This is a genomic window from Trinickia violacea, from assembly GCF_005280735.1.
Classification (GTDB): domain Bacteria; phylum Pseudomonadota; class Gammaproteobacteria; order Burkholderiales; family Burkholderiaceae; genus Trinickia_A; species Trinickia_A violacea.
Genome location: NZ_CP040078.1, coordinates 1,187,854 through 1,205,921, shown reverse-complemented (window position 1 = coordinate 1,205,921; position 18,068 = coordinate 1,187,854). Strand labels below are relative to the sequence as shown.

Below are 18,068 nucleotides of genomic sequence, written 5' to 3'. Positions count from 1 at the left end.
ACCCCTTACTGCACGACCCGCGTCACGCCCCGCCCACGCGGATCAGCCGCCGGCTCCGGCGTATCCCCGTTGATCTTGATCGCCTGAATATCGCCATTGAACGACTGCTGCTTCAGCACATAGCCCATCGCCTCGACCTTCTGCGCCAGCTCGCCGTCGATCGGCTTGTACGGCTCCCAGAAAATCGTATTCGGCGGCAGCAACTGATGATGGAAGCGCATCGCCGCGACCGCATCCTGGAGCGGCATATTGAAGTCGTAGACGTTGTTGATCACCTGGAAGATCGACGTGAAGATCCGCGAGCCGCCCGGCGTGCCGATCACGAGCGCAACCTTGCCGTCTTTCGTCAGGATCGTCGGCGTCATCGATGAAAGCGGCCGCTTGCCCGGTGCGATCGAATTCGCATCGCTGCCGACCACGCCGAACATGTTCGCCACGCCCGGCTTCGCCGAGAAATCGTCCATCTCGTCGTTCAGCACGATCCCCGTGCCCGGCACCACGACACCCGAGCCGAAATAGCCGTTGAGCGTATAGGTGTTCGAGACCGCGTTACCCCACTTGTCGACCACCGAGAAATGCGTCGTCTCGGCCTTCTCCGGCATCGACGTGCCGAGGCCCGGCTGCACGCTCTTCGTATTCGACGGCTTGTTCGGATCGACCTCCGACGAACGCTTCGCGAGATACGGATCGTCGATCAGCTGCGCAATCGGCACCTTGTAGAAATCCGGATCGCCGAGATACTGCGCGCGGTCAGCGAACACGCGCTTTTCGATCTCCGAGATCAGGTGGATGTACTGCGGCGAATCGAGCGCGACGCCCTCGAACTCAGGCTTCAGGTCGGCCTTCATCTTCAGCAGCTGCACGAGGCCGATGCCGCCCGAACTCGGCGGCGGCGCCGTAATCACGCGATAGCCGTTCCAGTTCGCTTCCACAGGCTGGCGCCAGACCGCCTTGTATTCCAGCAAGTCGCGCTTCGTGATGAGGCCGCCGTCCTCACGCATCGATGCGGCGATGAGGTCTGCGGTCTTGCCCGTATAGAAGCCCTTCGCGCCTTCGTTCGCGATCCGCGTGAGCGTGGCCGCCAGCTCGGGCTGCTTGAAGGTCTCGCCCGCTTTCATCGACCCGAAATACTGGTTGAAATTGGTCTTGTCGTCGAAGTCCTTGGCGGCGTCGTCGCGGCGCTGCTGCAGTTGATCGCTGACTTCGAAGCCGTCGGTCGCGTAGTGGATCGCCGGCGCGAGCACCTGCTTCCACTTGAGCTTGCCGAAGCGCCGCTGCGCCTCCCACATGCCGTCGACCGTGCCCGGTACGCCGACCGCCTTCGCGCCGATGAGGCTCATCCCCTTGATGACATTGCCGTCCTTGTCGAGGTACAGGGTCTTCGTGGCGGCGAGCGGCGCTTTCTCGCGATAGTCGATGAAGTACGGCTTGCCGGCGACGTAGAGCGTCATGAATCCGCCGCCGCCGATGTTGCCGGCTTCGGGATAGGTCACGGCGAGCGTGAAGGCAATCGCGACGGCGGCGTCGACTGCGTTGCCGCCTTCCTTGAAGATTTGCTCGGCCGCGTCCGCGCTGAACTTGTCCGCGACCGCGACGGCCGATGCGTTCAGTACCGGCGTCTGCGCCGACGGCGCCTTGGCGTAAGCCGGCGCGCTTTCGATAAAGCCGATCGAAGCGGTTGCAAATGCAACCACGGTCATGCCGGCGACGGTTTTCTTGACTCGGTCCAGGCTATTCATTCGCTGTCTCCCACGAAAGTCCTCTTTTGGTCTGATAAAAAACGGCCGACCTTTGTATACCACGGCCTAATTAGTTTGCGAACAAAGCCATCCGGACATCCTGGCGCCGCCGCAGTGGAGCGGCCGCCGTATGACAACCCGCGCCGCCCCGCCCCAAGCCCCCCAACCAGCGCCAGCCAACGTTCGGTAACCGAGCGCACTTGCGCGCGTCACTTCCCGTAGTTACATTCGAGCATCAGACCCTCATACCTTTGCGGAGCCATTCCCCATGTTCATGCGCACCGTACCCGCCAGGCAAGGCGCACAGTGGATTGCCGACGGATGGGCGCTGTTCCGGCTGCATCCGTGGATCTGGATCGCGCTCGGCGTGATCAATCTGGTCGTCAGCCTGATCCTCGAGTCGATTCCTTACGCAAGCGCGCTGAACTCGGTGTTCGCCGTGCTTTGGACAGGCGGCATGTGCGTCGCCGCCGAACGCTGCCGCACCACGGGGGTCGTGCGCATCGCCGACGTGACCGACGGCATGCGCGCCAAACTCCAGCCGCTCTTTGCCGCCGGCGTGTTCGCGTTTTTGATCACGATCATTTGCGATTTGACTGGCGGCAGCGTGTCGGACGGCTTTTCGCTGCTGCTGAAGACCGTGCCGAGCCATCAGTTCTCGGGCGTCTGGCAAGACGTGCCGTGGCTGTACGTGCTCGTCTATGTCGTGGCTGCGGTGGGCGGCGCGATGGCGCTATGGCTCGCGCCGCCGCTCATCGTGCTGACCGATGCCGCGCCCGTCGACGCGCTCAAGCAGAGCTTCGCCGCCGCCTGCCGCAATGTGTGGCCGACGCTGATCTACGGATTGATCGTCGCGGGACTCGCGATCGCGTCGATCGTCACGCTCGGGCTCGGTTTGCTCGTGATCGTGCCGCTGCTCTACCTGTCGACATTCGCGGCCTGCCGCGAGCTCTTTTCGCTCGACTCCTCCGAATCGTCTTGAAGGAAGAGGAAGGTATGTCACGCGGCCGCGCGCTCAACCCGGCCGTGCGAAATCGCTTTCGATCCACTTGGAGGCGCTGGCCTGCGTCAGCTTGAAGTTCGGCGCGGTCTTGACTCGCGCGAGCTCGCCGCCCGTTTCGTCGAGAGCGGCCAGGATCGCGTGCGGCTCATATTCGTCGGGGACGATGTCGAGCGTCACCGTGATATCGCCCTCCGCCCCCGGCACCGTCACGCTCCTGTGCAGCATCGCGTGCAGCTGCTGCTCGTGGCGGCGCAGCACTTCGGAAGCCGTCTTGACGAGCGTGTTGAACGCCGCCTGGTCGAGCGGCTTGGGGTTCTTCTTGTCGCGGCCCATCGTCCACGGGCCGACGAGCGCCGGCTCCGCCTCGCCGTCCTGAATCATCTCGACGGCCCAGCCTTCGTCGTCCTCGTTCTTGATCACGCGCGCGGTCCAGCCGTCGCAGCGCCACAGGCGCGGCTCGCGGATGTCGGACTGGTCGTCCGAGGTGGAATCGAGCGTCGGGTCGTCGGAGGATGGCATCGGGACTTCGGTCATGGCAGGGGCGTTTCGAGTGCGAAGGTGTGGCGAGGGTGTTGCGAGGTCGTGAAGCGCGAGCGATGGATTCTACCTGCGTTTGCGAGCACGTTTGCGCGTCCTATGCCATTCGGCCGAGGAAGACTGACGTTCGTGCATGGCCGTTAGTTGAGTTCGTGAATCGAGTCAGCCTAGCCAGTCCGTTTCGAGGTGTAACGCTTGTACACGCGCACGCGGCGATCTGCGAAGATACGCGCCCGTTTTCATCTGTTTGCGTCCTAGCGCGCCGTTCGCCTCTCCCGCTTGCAATCATGGCATCCAACAAAGCACACCACGCCACCGGATGGGCCGCCGGCGTCATCGCCGCCGCCATCGTCACTCGAGCGGGCGCGGGCGGGCCCGCCTACGTGTGGAGCGTGCTCGCCTGCCTTGCAGGCATTGCCGGCGGCACCGCGCCCGATTGGCTGGAACTCGCATGGTGGTCGAAATCGCGCAGGCTTTGGATCACGCATCGCACGCTCACGCATTGGGGTATCGCGTGGGCCGCGCTGTTGGTCGCGTCGTACTTGCAGCTTCGGCATCATCACGTGGCGGCGCTCGCGTTCGGATTCGCATGCGGCGGACTCATGCATCTGCTCGCCGATTGGCCCAATCCGCTCGGCGTGCCGTGGATCGCGCGCCGGCATTCGCTGAATTGGTGGAACAGCGGACATTGCGATCTGTTGATCGTCGCCGCCGCGTGGGGCATCGCGTTTTTTGTCTGTCGCCACGTGTGGGTAAGCGGCATCGACCTGCCGCATTTTCTGCGGCGTCTATAGCGATCGTCGAAGCCGCCAGCTTCGCTGTCAGCTGACAGCAAGTGACATAGCACCACCGCAAGCGCACCGCCCCGCTCTCTGGCAAACTTTCCGCTTATTCAGCCAAAAGGCAGGGCGCGGCGCGAGGCAAATGCGCGCGACACGCCCTCACGTCGCGCCAATGAGCAGTCAACCGCGCCCCTCTCCGTCTGCCGAGGCACTGGCCGATTTCCATCCCGTCGTCGCAGCCTGGTTTTCGCGGACATTCTCCGCGCCCACCAGCGCCCAAGCGCACGCGTGGCCGCACATCCTGCGCGGCCGCTCGACGCTCGTCGCCGCGCCGACCGGCTCCGGCAAGACGCTCACCGCGTTCCTGTCCGCGCTCGACGAACTCGTGCGCGAAGGGCTCGCGCACGGCGGCGCGCTGCCGGACGAGACGATGGTCGTCTACGTCTCGCCGTTGAAGGCGCTCTCGAACGACATCCACGCCAATCTCGACGTGCCGCTCGCCGGCATTGCCGACGAGCTCGCGCGGCGCGGCCTGCCCGCCGTCGAGATCCGCACCGCCGTGCGCACCGGCGACACCACGCAAGCCGAGCGCAACGCGCTCAGAAAACGCGCGCCCCACATTCTCGTGACGACGCCCGAATCGCTCTACGTCCTGCTGTCGTCGGATTCCGGCCGACGCATGCTCGCCACCACGCGCACGGTCATCGTCGACGAAATTCACGCGATGGCGGGCAGCAAGCGCGGCAGTCATCTCGCGCTCTCGCTGGAACGGCTCGACGCGCTGTGCAAACGGCGCTTGCCGCGCATCGGGCTCTCCGCGACGCAAAAGCCGATCGAAGCGGTCGCGCGGTTTTTGGTCGGCGGCAAGGGCGGCAAGAGCGGAGAGAGCGAGCCTTGCGAGATCGTCGATACCGGCCACGTCCGCGCGCGCGATCTCGCCTTGGAGCTGCCGCCCGTGCCGCTCGAAGCCGTGATGGCCAACGAGGTGTGGGAGCGCGTCTACGACCGCCTCGCCGAGCTCGCCGCCGCGCACAAGACGACGCTCGTCTTCGTCAACACGCGGCGCATGGCCGAGCGCGCGGCGCGTCATTTGACGGAGCGGCTCGGCAAGCTCGCCGTCGCCGCGCACCACGGCAGCATGGCGAAGGAGCATCGGCTCGATGCCGAGCAGCGCTTGAAGCGCGGCGAGCTGCGCGTGCTGATCGCGACGGCGTCGCTGGAGCTCGGCATCGATATCGGCGATGTCGAGCTCGTCTGCCAGATCGGCTCGCCGCGCGCGATCGCAGCGTTCCTGCAGCGCGTGGGACGCTCGGGCCACCATGTGGGCGGCATGCCCAAGGGACGGCTCTTTCCGACCTCGCGCGACGATCTGATCGAATGCGCGACGCTCATCGATTGCGTGAAGCGCGGCGAGCTCGACGCGCTCGTCATTCCGCGCGCGCCGCTCGACGTGCTCGCGCAGCAGATCGTCGCCGAAGTCGCTTGCGACGAGTGGAGCGAGGACGCGCTCTTCGAGCGCTTCAAGCACGCGTCGCCCTATGAAGCGCTCACGCGCGAGCAGTACGACGCGGTGCTTCGCATGCTGGCCGAAGGCTATACGAGCCGGCATGGGCCGCGCGGCTCGTACATCCATCGCGACGTCGTGAGCGGCACGCTGCGCGGCCGGCGCGGCGGCAAGCTGACCGCCGTCACCTCGGGCGGCACCATTCCCGACAACGCCGACTACGCCGTGCTGCTGGAGCCGCAAGGCGTCAACATCGGCACGGTCAACGAAGACTTCGCGATCGAAAGCCTCGCGGGCGACGTCTTTCAATTGGGCAACACGTCGTATCGCATCCTGCGCGTGGAGCCGGGGCGCGTGCGCGTCGCGGATGCGGAAGGGCAGGCGCCGAACATCCCGTTCTGGCTCGGCGAGGCGCCGGGGCGCAGCGATGAATTGTCGGCAGCGGTGGCCCGAATGCGTGCGCAGCTCAACCGGTTGCTGGGAGGCGAATCGCAATCTCAAACTCAGCAGCGCGGCCAGCCGCAAACCCTCGCGCCCGCCATCGCCTGGCTCGTCGACGAACTCGCCTTGAGCGACAGCGCCGCGCAGCAAATCGTCGACTACCTCGCCCGAGCGCGCGCCGCGCTCACCGTGCTGCCGACCCAGGACACGCTCGTCATGGAGCGTTTCTTCGACGAATCCGGCGGCACGCAGCTCGTGATCCACGCGCCGTTCGGCAGCCGGATCAACCGCGCCTGGGGGCTCGCGCTGCGCAAGCGCTTCTGCCGCACGTTCAACTTCGAGCTGCAAGCAGCGGCGACCGAGGACGCGATCGTCCTCTCGCTCACCGGCGCGCACAGCTTCACGCTCGACGATGTCTGGCGCTATCTGCATTCGAACAGCGCCGAGCACATCCTGATCCAGGCGCTGCTCGACGCGCCGCTCTTCAACGTGCGCTGGCGCTGGAACGCGACGACGTCGCTCGCCTTGCCGCGCTACACGGGCGGCCGCAAGACCGCGCCGCAATTGCAGCGGATGAAGAGCGAGGACTTGCTGGCGTCGGTGTTTCCCGATCAAGTCGCGTGCCTCGAGAACGTGGTCGGCGAACGCGAGCTGCCGTCGCATCCGCTCGTCGATCAAACGATCGACGATTGCCTGCACGACGCGATGGACGCCGACGGCTGGCTCGCGCTGCTGCGCCGGATCGAGCGCGGCGAGATTGCGCTCGTCACGCGCGAATTGCCTGCGCCGTCGCCGCTCGCGGCCGAGATCCTGAACGCGAAACCGTACGCGTTCCTCGACGACGCGCCGCTCGAAGAGCGCCGCACGCAGGCCGTGCTATCGCGACGCTGGAGCGACCCGGAAAGCGCGGACGACCTCGGCGCGCTCGACGCCGACGCGATTGCGAGCGTGCGCGCGGAAGCGTGGCCACAAGTACGCAGCGACGACGAAATGCACGAAGCGCTCACGGGCCTCGCGTGCATCACCGACGCCGAAGCGCGCCACCACGACGGCTGGCTCGCGTGGCTCGAAGCGCTGGCCGCAGCGGGGCGCGCGGCACGGCTGCAAGTCGCGCGCGACGACGCGCTGTGGCTCCCCGCCGAGCGCGTGATGTGTCTGCGCGCGATCTATCCCGAAGCGCGACTCGAACCGCGTCTCGCGCCACCCAAGGGCTTCACCGATGCGTGGACGGAAGACGAAGCCGTCACCGATGTCGTGCGTGCGCGGCTGACCGGCTTCGGCCCGTTGCCCGTCCCCGCGATTGCACGCGCGCTCGCATTGCCCGCGTCGACGGTGGCGGCCGCGCTCGTGCGGCTAGAAAGCGAAGGCTATGTGATGCGCGGGCGCTTCAGCCCCGGCGCCGCGCAAGAGGAATGGTGCGAGCGGCATTTGCTCGCGCGCATTCATCGCTATACGGTGCGGCGCTTGCGACGCGAGATCGAGCCGGTCGAACGCGCGGACTTCATGCGCTTCCTCTTTCAATGGCAGCACCTCACGCCCGACACGCGCGGTGAAGGACGCGATGCGCTCGCCGCGATCGTCGATCAGCTCGAAGGCTTCGAGGCGGCTGCGTCGGCTTGGGAGGAAGAGATTCTGCCCGCGCGGCTCAAGGACTATTCGGTCACGGCCATCGACGAGCTGTGCCGCTCGGGCAAGGTGGTGTGGACGCGTCTCGGCGGACGCCTTTCCGTTCGCCCCGCGCAGCACGGCGCCAGCACGCCCGTGCGCACGACGCCGATCGTGCTGCTGCCGCGCCGCGAGCTGGCGGCGTGGCATGCGCTCGGCGATCCGTCGAACGAGCCGGAGCTGTCGGCGCGTGCGCAGCGCGTGCACGACGCGCTGACGCGACACGGCGCGATGTTCTTCGACGAACTGCTCGGCGACACGCATCTGCTGCGCGTCGAGCTGGAGAGCGCGCTCGGTGAACTCGTCGCCGCCGGGCTCGTGAACTCGGATAGCTTCGCGGGCCTGCGCGCGCTCCTGACGCCTGCGGCCGGGCGCCACGGCGCCCCCCGCCGCCGCAGCGGCCGCCCTCTGCGCGCGGGCGCGCTGATCGGCGGGATGGACGACGCGGGCCGCTGGGCGCTCGTGCGGCGCCCGCTGCGCGCGGTGTCGAATGAGGAAGAAGCGAACCAGGACACCATCGCGGTTCCTCGCGCCACGGCTTCCTCATCGCATCGTGCCGAGCCCGAAGTCCTCGAACACATCGCGATGACGCTGCTGCGGCGCTACGGCGTCGTGTGCTGGCTGCTGCTCGAACGCGAGGCCGCGTGGCTGCCGAGATGGCGCGACTTGCTGCGCGTGCTGCAGCGGCTCGAAGCGCGCGGCCAGGTGCGCGGCGGACGCTTCGTCAATGGCATTTCGGGCGAGCAGTTCGCGCTGCCTGAAGCGATACCGCTCTTGCGCGAAGTGCGCAAACAGCGCCAAAGCGGAGCCGGCCAAACGCAGATGATCTGCGTGTGCGGCGCCGATCCGCTCAATCTCGTCGGCACGATCCTGCCCGGCGACAAAATCCCCGCGCTCGCGGGCAACCGCGTGCTGTTTCGCGACGGCGTGCCGATCGCGACGCTGATCGCCGGAAAATTCGAGTATTCGACGGAGCTCGATGCCGGCGCGAAGGAAGACGCGCGGCTGCGCTTGGCGCGACACTACTGAGCGGCGCCGTTGCGATAAATACTTCGAAAAGCCTCTTCAAGTTCTTCAAAAACGCCGCGCCCTATTCGTCTGAGCATTTGCCGGCGCCTTCATCCGTGAATCCGCCGGCCTGCGGTGATCGTTTGGATCGAACCGCACGCACGGAATGGACAAATCGTTTCATAACTTGAATGGAGGTTTGCGATGGCAACGTGGAGAACGATTACACAGACTGGCGGCCCTGTGCGCTGGTTCGCCTGGGGCGGCAACATTACCAATCACGAAGCTTTCGCGTTCACATTGCAGAGCGCGGAAAACAATGTTGGTGCGCTGATTTCCGACATCACCGTATTCGTCGAGAACGACGATTCGGGCGGCGAGCCGAGCTATGGCATTACGCTCAACGCGGTCGATCAGTTCGCCAACCCGGTCAATCTGGGCATCACCGGAAACTTCGAAAGCAACGGTGTTTGAAAGCAACGGCGTTTAGGAGACGAACGATGCAAGTCAATCTGGTCAAGGATGCAAACGGGAAGGTCATCGCGACCTTCGAGAATCCCGCTGCCGGCGAGCCCTCGCTTCGGCCCGAGCTGAAGCCCGGGCACACGGTGCACGTCGTCGAGGCTGCCGACAATTACACAGCGGATATCAAGGCGTTTTACGCTCAGCACAGCCGGTAGCACCCGGCCATTCAAACCTTCCGATTCCGGTGGTGTTTGATAGGCAGACGTCCAGGGTTCCATGCGCGTGAAATCCTGGACTGCGCTCGATGCCGGCACAAAGGAAGACGCACGGCTGCGCTTAGCGCGACGCGACTGAGCGGCGCCGCTTCGCATCGGCAGGCGCATTCAATGCCGCGATCTGCGCCCCCACCTGCCGCAGCCGCTCGCGCAATTCGACCGGCTCCAACACCTCGACATGGCCCGCGAGCCGCAGCAATTGCTCGGCCGCGAAATCGACCGGCTCGATCGGCAACGCGACTTCGCGCCAGCCGTCCACGAGCGCGCCGATATGCGCCTGCTCGACCGCTGCCGCACCCATCCGATGCAGGCGCGTCAGGCCCTCCTCCGTGACGCGCAATCGCGCGGTGCCCGTCAACAATCCGCGCTCGAAACGCTCGACGGCGACAAGCCACGCGTCGCGCAATTCGAATCCGGCCGGGCGCTCGAACGTGTCGTCGAGCACCTTCAGCTGCGCGATGTTCGCGACCTTGTAGATGCGGTCCTCCTCGCTCGCTCTGCCGCGCCGCGCGGCACGGGCGAAAAGATACCAATCGCCGGCCTTGAGCACGAGTCCGAGCGGCTTGAGCGTGCGCGCTCCGCTCGCAGCCCAGCCTTCGTATTCGATCGCGATCCGCTTCTCGTCCCACACCGCCTGCGCAAGCCGCGGCAAAAGCGGCGCCGCGGCGGAACGCTTGTACCAGTCGACCGGATCGACAAAGAGACGCGAGCCGATCCGCGACGTATCCGCGGCGGCTTCGGGCAGTTCGGCGACGAGCTTGAGCTGCGCCGAATGAAACGCATCGGCGACGCCGAGCGCCGAGGCGGCGTCGGCGAGGCCCGCGATCGGCAAGGTCTCGGCCTCGGCCTTCGTCATGCCCGTCAGATGCGAGCGATAGCCGCCGAGCAGCGCAAAGCCGCCGCCCGGCCCGCGATCCGCGTAGACCGGTACGCCTGCTGCTCCGAGCTGATCGATGTCGCGATAGATCGTGCGGATCGAGACTTCGAACTCGTCGGCCAGCGCCTGCGCCGTCACGCGCCCTTTGATTTGCAGCAGAAGCAGCATCGAGACCAAGCGGCTCGTTCGCAATTCTTCCTCGCTCGAGAAAATCCTGACATGCTTTGTCAGCTATTGCGGATTATAACGATCGAACGAAAACCAAGAGCACGCTCGACTGAGAGACACCCCCTCCAACATGACCCAGACATCCCTGAATCCCTGCGACGCCCCCGCTCACGCCACCGGCCAGTTGAACGTCGTGCAGGGTGCGGCGCTCTACATCGGCGCGGTGCTCGGCACCGGCGTCATCGCGTTGCCCGCGCTCGCCGCCGAGGTCGCCGGCCCTGCGTCCCTATTCGCATGGCTCGCGCTCGTCCTGATTTCCGCTCCGCTCGCCGCGACGTTCGCCGCGCTCGGTGCGCGCTATCCCGATTCGGGCGGCGTCTCGACCTACGTGCGCCGCGCGTTCGGGCCCAAGGCCGCGGCCGTGGTCGGCTGGTGCTTTTACTTTGCAGTGCCCGCGGGTTCGCCCGCCGCGGCCATTTTCTGCGGCGCCTATGTGTCCGCTGCACTCGGCGGCGGGGAGACCGTCACGTTGATCACGGCGGTCGCGCTGATGGCCGTGGTGACCTTCGGCAACGCGTTCGGCGTGAACATCTCCGGGCGCGTGCAGCTCGTGCTCGCCGCGCTGCTCGTCACGTTGCTGCTTGCCGCCGTGATCGCATCGCTGCCGTATGCGCGTGTCGAGAACCTGCATCCGTTCGCGCCGCACGGCTGGCTCGCGATCGGCCCGGCTGCTGCACTGCTCGTCTGGAGCTTCGCCGGATGGGAGGCGATCACGCATCTCGCCGGGGAATTCCGCCGACCGAAGCATGATTTGCCGCGCGCGACAGCGGTGGCGGTCGTGGTCGTCGGCGTGCTGTATTTCGCGGTGGCGGCGGCCAGCGTGCTGGTCCTCGGACCAGCAGCCGGCACCTCGCGCGCGCCGCTTGCCGAGCTGCTCGCGATCGGCATCGGCGGCAAGGTGCAGGTGCTCGCGGCGGGAGCGGCCGTGCTGCTGACCCTCGGCACGATGAACGCGTACTACGCGGGCGCGGCCAAGCTCGGCGCCGCGCTTGGACGCGACGGTGCGTTGCCCGATTGGCTCGCGCACGGCAGCCGCGTGGGCGACGTGCCGCGCCGCAGCCTCGCGGTGATCGCCGTGCTGGCCGGCGTGGCCATGCTCGTGACGATCGTGGCGGGCGTCGGGCCGAAGGCGCTCGTGCTCATCACGACCGGTTCGTTCGTCACGGTCTACGCGCTGGGCACGGCGGCCGCGCTGCGGTTGCTGCCGCGCGGCAGCGGCGCGCATCGATGCGCGCTCGTCGCGCTCGTGGCGGTCGCGTTCTTGTTTGTGATGACGGGATGGTATTTGCTGTGGCCGCTTTGCATCACGGCGGGCGCGTTGCTTTATTTGCGTGTGCGGAAGCCGGCGCGCAATGCGTCTACGGTCTAGGGCGTGCTCACACTAATGAGTGAAGACTTTTGAATGTGAAAAGAGCTTAGATATCCGGCACCACGATGACCCCTTCGAGGTATTGCACCGCGTGGCCCGAAACATACACGCGATCAGCGTCGACACGGCAATGCAGCAGCCCGCCGCGGCGCGACGCCTGCATGGCCACGAGATCGGTCTTGCCGAGCCGCTCGGACCAGAACGGCGCGAGTGCCGCGTGAATGGAACCGGTCACGGGATCTTCGTCGCCGCCGTTCGCGGGCCAGAAGTAGCGCGAGACGAAATCGTGCTCGTCGCCGGGCGCGGTCACGGCGACATCGAGCGGACCGAGCGTGGCGAGCAAACTCAGTTCGGGCACGACAGAGCGGACTTCGCGTTCGGTATCGTAGACGGCGATATAGGCTTGCTGGTTGATCAGCACTTCCCGTGGCCGTAGCGACAATCCTTGGAGCAGATTCGCAGGGACGTCAGCGAGTTTCTCGGGCCGGCGCTGTGGGAAACTCATTTCGATGAGACCGCTCGACGTGCGGCGAACGCTCAACCGGCCCACCGACTCCGCCTCGAACTCCAAAACATCGCGGCTCTCGAAGTGCCGGAAGATCACGTAGGCGCTCGCGAGCGTCGCATGCCCGCAAAAGGCGATTTCAGTGAGCGGGGAAAACCAGCGGATATCGAATGCGCCGTCGGCTCTGCGCACGAAGAACGCCGTTTCCGACAGGTTGTTCTCCGTGGCGATGGCTTGCATCAAAGCGTCGGGAAGCCAGCGATCGAGCGGCACGACTGCCGCGTAATTGCCTGCAAAGACTTGATTGGTAAATGCGTCGACCTGATAGATCCGAAGCTTCATCGGCGGCCCGTACTCTCGTCGTTAGATGTGTTGGCGGTACAGCACATACGATATCGGCGGGTCGGGCGCGAGCACAGGTACAGTTCGCCGTCGAGTAGCGGGCCAGTGACCGGTACAGCGTCGAGAACGACGCCTTAACGGCTGGCGATCGCCGCCGTCGTGACCGCGCAGACAACGTGGTACCGATCAAAGCAATTGCCGGCGCGCGAGTTCTACCGATAACGAGTCGGCATCGACGAACCTGTACGCCTGCAAACCGGCGTCGAGCGCGCCGGTAACATTCGCATCCGTATCGTCGATGAAAAGCGTTTCGGCCGCGCTCACACCGAGCCCTTCCAGGCAGCGCAAATAAGTTTGCGCCGCAGGCTTCGCAGCGCCGAACGACGCGGACGCATAAACGTGCGATCCAAAAAGCTGTGCAACCGGCGGATTCAAATAGCCGATATGGTCCGCCACGAGCCGGCAGTTGTTGGTCAGCACGGCAATCCTGTGCCTCTTGGCCACTCGCTCGGCAAGCGCGAGCACGTCCGCGTTCGGGGTGATCGACGCATGGCGAGCGGCCAGCCAGTCGTCGCGGCTGACACGGCATCCGAGCAGTCCACCCAACGCGTGCAAATACTCGTCGTCGCCGATGATGCCCGCGTCGGCCTGCGCTTCCAGTCCCGATCCCCAAATGGCATGCCGCACGGTTTCAGGCAGCCGGCCCGTGATCGCCGCCAAGCGATCGACGCGCGCCGCCCGGTCGTAGCGAGACAGGACACCCTCCATGTCGAACAGGACCAGCGCTATCGATGGGGTGAGCATGTCGGCCTCGCTTCGAAAGCCTGCGGGATGCTGGATGACGGCCGTCCGGCGACGCGATATCCGGAAGGCTGAAGCCTTGTATTGTGCCTTAACGAAACGCGGCTCGATCCATGGCGATATCGAGCCCGCGACGCACTCGGCGCTGCCATTTGCCGCGACATGCAAAAAAATTCTCCCGCAGCGACGGATTCCGCACGCTCCCCCGTTTAAGAACCAGATAGTCCGGCACACCGGCCGAACGATCGCTTGCTGACAGCGTTGTAAGCCACGCCGCCCGACACGCGGCGCGGCTCGCCGCGTGCTCTGGAAATCCATGCTCAGCCCATATCAACCCCATGCCATGAACACTCAAATCCTTGTCGTCGACGACGACTTCGAGCTTCGCGAACTGCTGCGCGAGTTCCTCGGACGCGAAGGCATCGAGGTGTCGGTGCTGCATGGCGCGGGTTCGCTCGCGCGTCGCTTGGAACTGGAGCGTCCGGACCTGATCGTGCTGGACCAGATGATGCCGGACGGCGACGGCCTCACGGCGCTCGGCAAGCTGCGCGCGTCCGGCGACGACATCCCGGTGATCATGCTCACCGCGTGCACCGACGACATCGATCGCATCATCGGCCTCGAAATGGGCGCCGACGACTACATCGGCAAGCCATTCAATCCGCGCGAGCTGCTCGCGCGCGTGCGGGCGATTTTGCGCAGACGCCGTGCGGTATCGGCCATCGCTGCCGCGCCGGATGGCCGGCCCCCGGAACAACGCGACCCCTATACGTTCGGCCGTTTCACGCTGGACTTCCATTCGCGCACGCTGTCGCTCGAAGACAAGACGCTGGCGCTGTCGGGCAGCGACTTCGCGCTCTTGAAGATTTTCGTCAATCACCCGATGCGCACGCTCACACGCGAACGCCTGATGGAGCTGCTGCACGGTCCGCAATACGACGGCACCGATCGCGGCATCGACGTGCAGGTCTGGCGACTGCGCCGCGTGCTGGAAACCAACCCTTCGTCACCGCGGTTCATTCAAACCGTGCGCAGCCGCGGCTACGTGTTCGTCCCGGACGGGGAACATCCGGTGCCGGTGGCGCATTGATTGTCGCGAGGCTGCTTTCCTGGTGTCGAGTGACATGGAAAGCGAAAAACGCCGTGCGGAATCCAAACGGATTTTTCACTAACAGTGGCACGCATATCCTGGCTGGTGTCGTGGAATGTGAAAATTCCTGTCGCTTGCGCCACAAATAATGAAAATTCCCGCCGTAGGGCAACAAGTCTGACTTGACCGGCGCAGATTGAAAAACTCTGCAACCGGCGTGCGCCAATAATCGGCCATAAAGAGACGATTGCATACCGCCGCCGAACGACTGCTTATTGGCAGACTGGAGACCGACGCGTCCTTTCTGCTACAAAAACTCTTTAACGCGCGGTTGCTGCGTTGCCATATATGCGATATCGAGAGCCAACCCTGATTCCGTTTGCCCTGAGGCAGCATTTCACGATCGCACATCTGAATTCCGCGCGTCAGCTTGGCCGCTCGCGAAAGTGCAAGGTGCACGGTTTAGACGCGAACCCCTAACATGCCCGTCACGACGACTGTGGCCCAAACCGAGCAAGCGGCAATCAGGAGCCAACAAACCCGGTTTGCTCTTTGCATGCTTACGCCGTGAGCCAGCATAACTGTCCGCAGACCGCAGGCGATATGGCAAAGGACGAGCAACACGCCAAGCGAATAGTGAGGGATCAGGCGCACATCCCAAGCGTCACCTATTAGTCCGGTCGGGGCCCCGGTTGCCCACGCGTAGTCAGTGTCCGTCCCGAAGTAACGCGCGAGAATGAATACCGAATTGATATGCGAGGCAATGAAAATGACAAGATACGCTCCGGATGCAGTTTGGAGCGATCCGAGTGTGTCCAGCTTAACGCTAAGCTTCGGCATCAACAGCACAAGGCCGCTTACGATTTGAAAGAAGAAGAGTCCGATCAAAATAGGCTCTAGCCATCCTGCCCGATAGACATGACGGAGCACAAGCATGACGGCCTTATGCACATCGGTCCCGAAAATGCCGACTGCGTGGTTGCCTAGATGAGGAAATAGAAACACCGCGATGATGGCAAGCGATGCCGCACCATGAAGCACGCGCACCTTCGCCGTGTTTAGGTTCGGCTGCGAACGGGCGGCATCGCTTCGCTCAGTGGAGATTGCCAATAGGCTTCCGACGATCACGGCCGCCCACAACCCCAGCCACACTTTCCCGTCCGCGCCGTTTATCTTCATCAGATAAAGCAGGACCCCCAGAATGACAAACAGCGGCGGCGAGGCAAACGTGAAGTGCGTGAGGCGCCGCAAAACGACAGCCTGTCCGCCGCTCACATCGAGCCGTGCGAGCGACAGCAGGCTGAGGAACGCGCTCGCCGGAACCGCAAATACCAACGCGATCGCGAACAACGCGCCGACTGTGTGGTGGCTGCCAGCCTCTTCGTAAAACCTGGCGAGATACCATGGATAGCCTAGCGCCAACACAGTTGGCGCGAAGTGCCAATAAAGTGACACGGTCCGATCAGCTTGAGCAACCGTAGAATTCATAATCGTGGTTCCGAAGATTTCAACCGCTAACGGGCGCGAATACTTGCCGGGAAGATGTGACGAGTATCGAGTTTATGATCGGGCCACCCGGAACGTGGGCCGAAATTGCCCGCATGAATTGGGCCGTAAAGGACTATTCATCTGGCAAAACGAATGCCTCACGGGAAGACGTGTATCAGGGAAGGGGGCCACGTGGGCGACCTTTTGATTCGACTGGACGGCACCGGTCCGATCCAGCAGCAGGTGTACGAAGGCATCTACGCGGCCCTGGAGGACGGTCGCCTGGAGCCGGGGCAACGCTTGCCGGCGTCCCGAACATGGGCGCTCCAACTTGGGGTGTCGCGCAATACGATAAGAGAAGCCACCGCGGCGTTGATGGCGGAGGGCTGGCTCGAGGCTCGTACCGGTTCCGGCCTATTTGTGCGCGCAATCCCGTCGCCGTCCCGCTCCCCCACTACAAGCCCAGCGATCCGGTTGCGTCTATCCGAATGGTCGGAGCGTCTCCCCGTTGAGAGATTCGTGCTGCCACAAAAGGACGTGGATGTAGATTTTCGTCCAGGCGCAGTTTCTAGCGACGTCGAACAGGTATTTCGGCGCAAGCGCTTGGCGCGTTGGCCGTCCGACATGGAGCCGGGACGGCTCTCTGAATATAGCCAGCCGGAGGGAGACGCGCGGCTGCGCGAGCGGATTGCCGCCTACTTGCGGCAATCGCGATCCGTTCGTTGTACGGGGGCGGATATCGTCATTACCACCGGCACGCACCAGTCACTGGATCTTCTGTCGAGACTATTGCTGGGCCCGGGAACGTCATTCGCCGTGGAGGATCCGGGCTTTCCCGTCGTCGCCGATATTGCGCGGCTATCCGGCTCCGAGCTGTATCGGCTTCAGGTCGACGAACAAGGAGTCAAGGTCGAGGACATTCCAGAAGGAATTGCCGGCCTGTACTGTACGCCCAATCACCAGTTTCCGTTAGGCGTTACGCTCTCGCCGGAGCGACGGAAAGCGCTGCTCGCGCGTGCGGCGATAGATGATTTCGTCATTCTCGAAGATGACTACGATTGCGAGTTTTACTACGGTACTATGCCGTCCCCATGTTTGCAGTCAGCTGATAGGGAACAGCGTGTGATTTACCTCGGCTCGTTGTCAAAGACTTTGGCGCCGGCTTTCCGCCTAGGCTTCATTGTCTCGCCGCCCTGGCTGCTCGACAGGCTTCGAAGAGCAAAATGGATAGTGGACAGGCAAACGTCCACGCATGTCCAGAATACATTGTTGCAGTTCATGGTAAGCGGCGATTTCGCTACCCACCTGAACAGCAGTCGTATGGAGTACAAGAGGCGACGCGCGACCTTGCTGGAAGCGATACGCAATCATCTCTCCACGTGGCTGACACCCTTGGACTCAACGTGCGGTCTGCACATCTCCACGCGAGTGAACGCCGGTTACGACGTCGACGCGCTATGTCGTATAGCGGACGAAGAGGGAGTCGGCATTTACAGAGGGGACATATTTTCAAGCGTCGGACGTGCGTCCGACATACTGGTGTTCGGTTTTGGCGGAACCCCGGTACAACAGATCACGAAAGGTATCAGTTTGCTCGCCTCGGGATGGCAGAGTGAAGATCGATCGCTGCGCTCATGCCCATAGCGAATGCATGTCTTACGGGTTTGAATAGCCAAAAGAATTCAAGCTCGCTAACGTGCCATCGACGTCCTTGAAGCCTTGCTTACCCCCGAATGAACAGGCAAACCGAGTGACTCTCGGTAGTGGGCTGAAAGAATTACTGGGTGACGAACTGAGGGCAAAGCCGGGAATCATCGGCGATCGTCGCGACTCAACTCCAAAACGGACACTCAATAAGTTATTCCGAGGGGCAGGAAAGGGTCGACTTGCGCCGGATGCCGGTCAATGAATGGCGGCCCAGCTCGCTGGTTCAGCATCGGGCGGGGTTC

The 18,068-nt window shown here is 64.1% G+C and carries 14 protein-coding genes; 8 read left to right on the top strand and 6 right to left on the bottom strand.

Features of this window, described 5'->3' with window-relative positions:
• Positions 1-5: 5 nt before the first annotated feature.
• On the bottom strand, positions 6-1,739 hold the full coding sequence (gene ggt / locus FAZ95_RS27475; RefSeq protein ID WP_137335629.1) for a gamma-glutamyltransferase: 1,734 nt from the start codon (positions 1,737-1,739) through the stop codon (positions 6-8).
• Positions 1,740-2,007: 268 nt separating this feature from the next.
• Between ggt and FAZ95_RS27470 the strand changes: the two genes are divergently transcribed.
• Positions 2,008-2,721: a BPSS1780 family membrane protein gene (locus FAZ95_RS27470; protein ID WP_137335628.1), complete on the top strand. Its 714-nt coding sequence runs from the start codon at positions 2,008-2,010 to the stop codon at positions 2,719-2,721.
• Positions 2,722-2,754: 33 nt separating this feature from the next.
• Here FAZ95_RS27470 and FAZ95_RS27465 read toward each other — a convergent pair whose 3' ends face one another.
• Positions 2,755-3,276 carry a hypothetical protein gene (locus FAZ95_RS27465; protein WP_137335627.1) on the bottom strand — a complete coding sequence of 174 codons (522 nt, stop codon included), beginning with the start codon at positions 3,274-3,276 and terminating at the stop codon, positions 2,755-2,757.
• Between the two features lie 290 nt (positions 3,277-3,566).
• On the opposite strand from FAZ95_RS27465, the gene FAZ95_RS27460 reads away from it, so the two are divergent.
• From FAZ95_RS27460 to FAZ95_RS27445, 4 genes are all read left to right on the top strand, one after another.
• Entirely contained in the window at positions 3,567-4,073 is a 507-nt protein-coding gene (locus FAZ95_RS27460; protein WP_137335626.1) for a metal-dependent hydrolase, read from the top strand.
• 160 nt (positions 4,074-4,233) lie between these two features.
• Entirely contained in the window at positions 4,234-8,700 is a 4,467-nt protein-coding gene (locus tag FAZ95_RS27455) for a DEAD/DEAH box helicase (protein WP_254700310.1), read from the top strand.
• A gap of 222 nt (positions 8,701-8,922) precedes the next feature.
• On the top strand, positions 8,923-9,153 hold the full coding sequence (locus FAZ95_RS27450; RefSeq protein ID WP_137335624.1) for a hypothetical protein: 231 nt from the start codon (positions 8,923-8,925) through the stop codon (positions 9,151-9,153).
• Positions 9,154-9,179: 26 nt separating this feature from the next.
• A complete protein-coding gene (locus tag FAZ95_RS27445; RefSeq protein ID WP_137335623.1) occupies positions 9,180-9,359 on the top strand; it encodes a hypothetical protein in 180 nt (59 codons plus the stop codon).
• 121 nt (positions 9,360-9,480) lie between these two features.
• Here FAZ95_RS27445 and FAZ95_RS27440 read toward each other — a convergent pair whose 3' ends face one another.
• A complete protein-coding gene (locus FAZ95_RS27440; RefSeq protein WP_254700309.1) occupies positions 9,481-10,464 on the bottom strand; it encodes a helix-turn-helix transcriptional regulator in 984 nt (327 codons plus the stop codon).
• A gap of 130 nt (positions 10,465-10,594) precedes the next feature.
• On the opposite strand from FAZ95_RS27440, the gene FAZ95_RS27435 reads away from it, so the two are divergent.
• Complete coding sequence (locus FAZ95_RS27435; protein WP_137335621.1) at positions 10,595-11,893, top strand: APC family permease; 1,299 nt, start codon at positions 10,595-10,597, stop codon at positions 11,891-11,893.
• 46 nt (positions 11,894-11,939) lie between these two features.
• On the opposite strand, the gene FAZ95_RS27430 is transcribed toward FAZ95_RS27435, so the two are convergent.
• Both FAZ95_RS27430 and FAZ95_RS27425 read right to left on the bottom strand, forming a co-directional pair.
• Positions 11,940-12,740, bottom strand: coding sequence for a PhzF family phenazine biosynthesis protein (locus FAZ95_RS27430; RefSeq protein ID WP_137335620.1), 801 nt, complete (start codon positions 12,738-12,740; stop codon positions 11,940-11,942).
• A gap of 186 nt (positions 12,741-12,926) precedes the next feature.
• A complete protein-coding gene (locus FAZ95_RS27425) occupies positions 12,927-13,544 on the bottom strand; it encodes an HAD family hydrolase (protein WP_137337622.1) in 618 nt (205 codons plus the stop codon).
• 340 nt (positions 13,545-13,884) lie between these two features.
• Here FAZ95_RS27425 and FAZ95_RS27420 point away from each other — a divergent pair, with 340 nt between their 5' ends.
• Positions 13,885-14,631: a response regulator gene (locus FAZ95_RS27420; RefSeq protein WP_137335619.1), complete on the top strand. Its 747-nt coding sequence runs from the start codon at positions 13,885-13,887 to the stop codon at positions 14,629-14,631.
• Between the two features lie 462 nt (positions 14,632-15,093).
• On the opposite strand, the gene FAZ95_RS27415 is transcribed toward FAZ95_RS27420, so the two are convergent.
• Entirely contained in the window at positions 15,094-16,119 is a 1,026-nt protein-coding gene (locus tag FAZ95_RS27415) for a hypothetical protein (RefSeq protein ID WP_137335618.1), read from the bottom strand.
• 192 nt (positions 16,120-16,311) lie between these two features.
• Here FAZ95_RS27415 and pdxR point away from each other — a divergent pair, with 192 nt between their 5' ends.
• A complete protein-coding gene (gene pdxR / locus FAZ95_RS27410) occupies positions 16,312-17,763 on the top strand; it encodes a MocR-like pyridoxine biosynthesis transcription factor PdxR (protein ID WP_175425781.1) in 1,452 nt (483 codons plus the stop codon).
• Positions 17,764-18,068 lie beyond the last annotated feature (305 nt).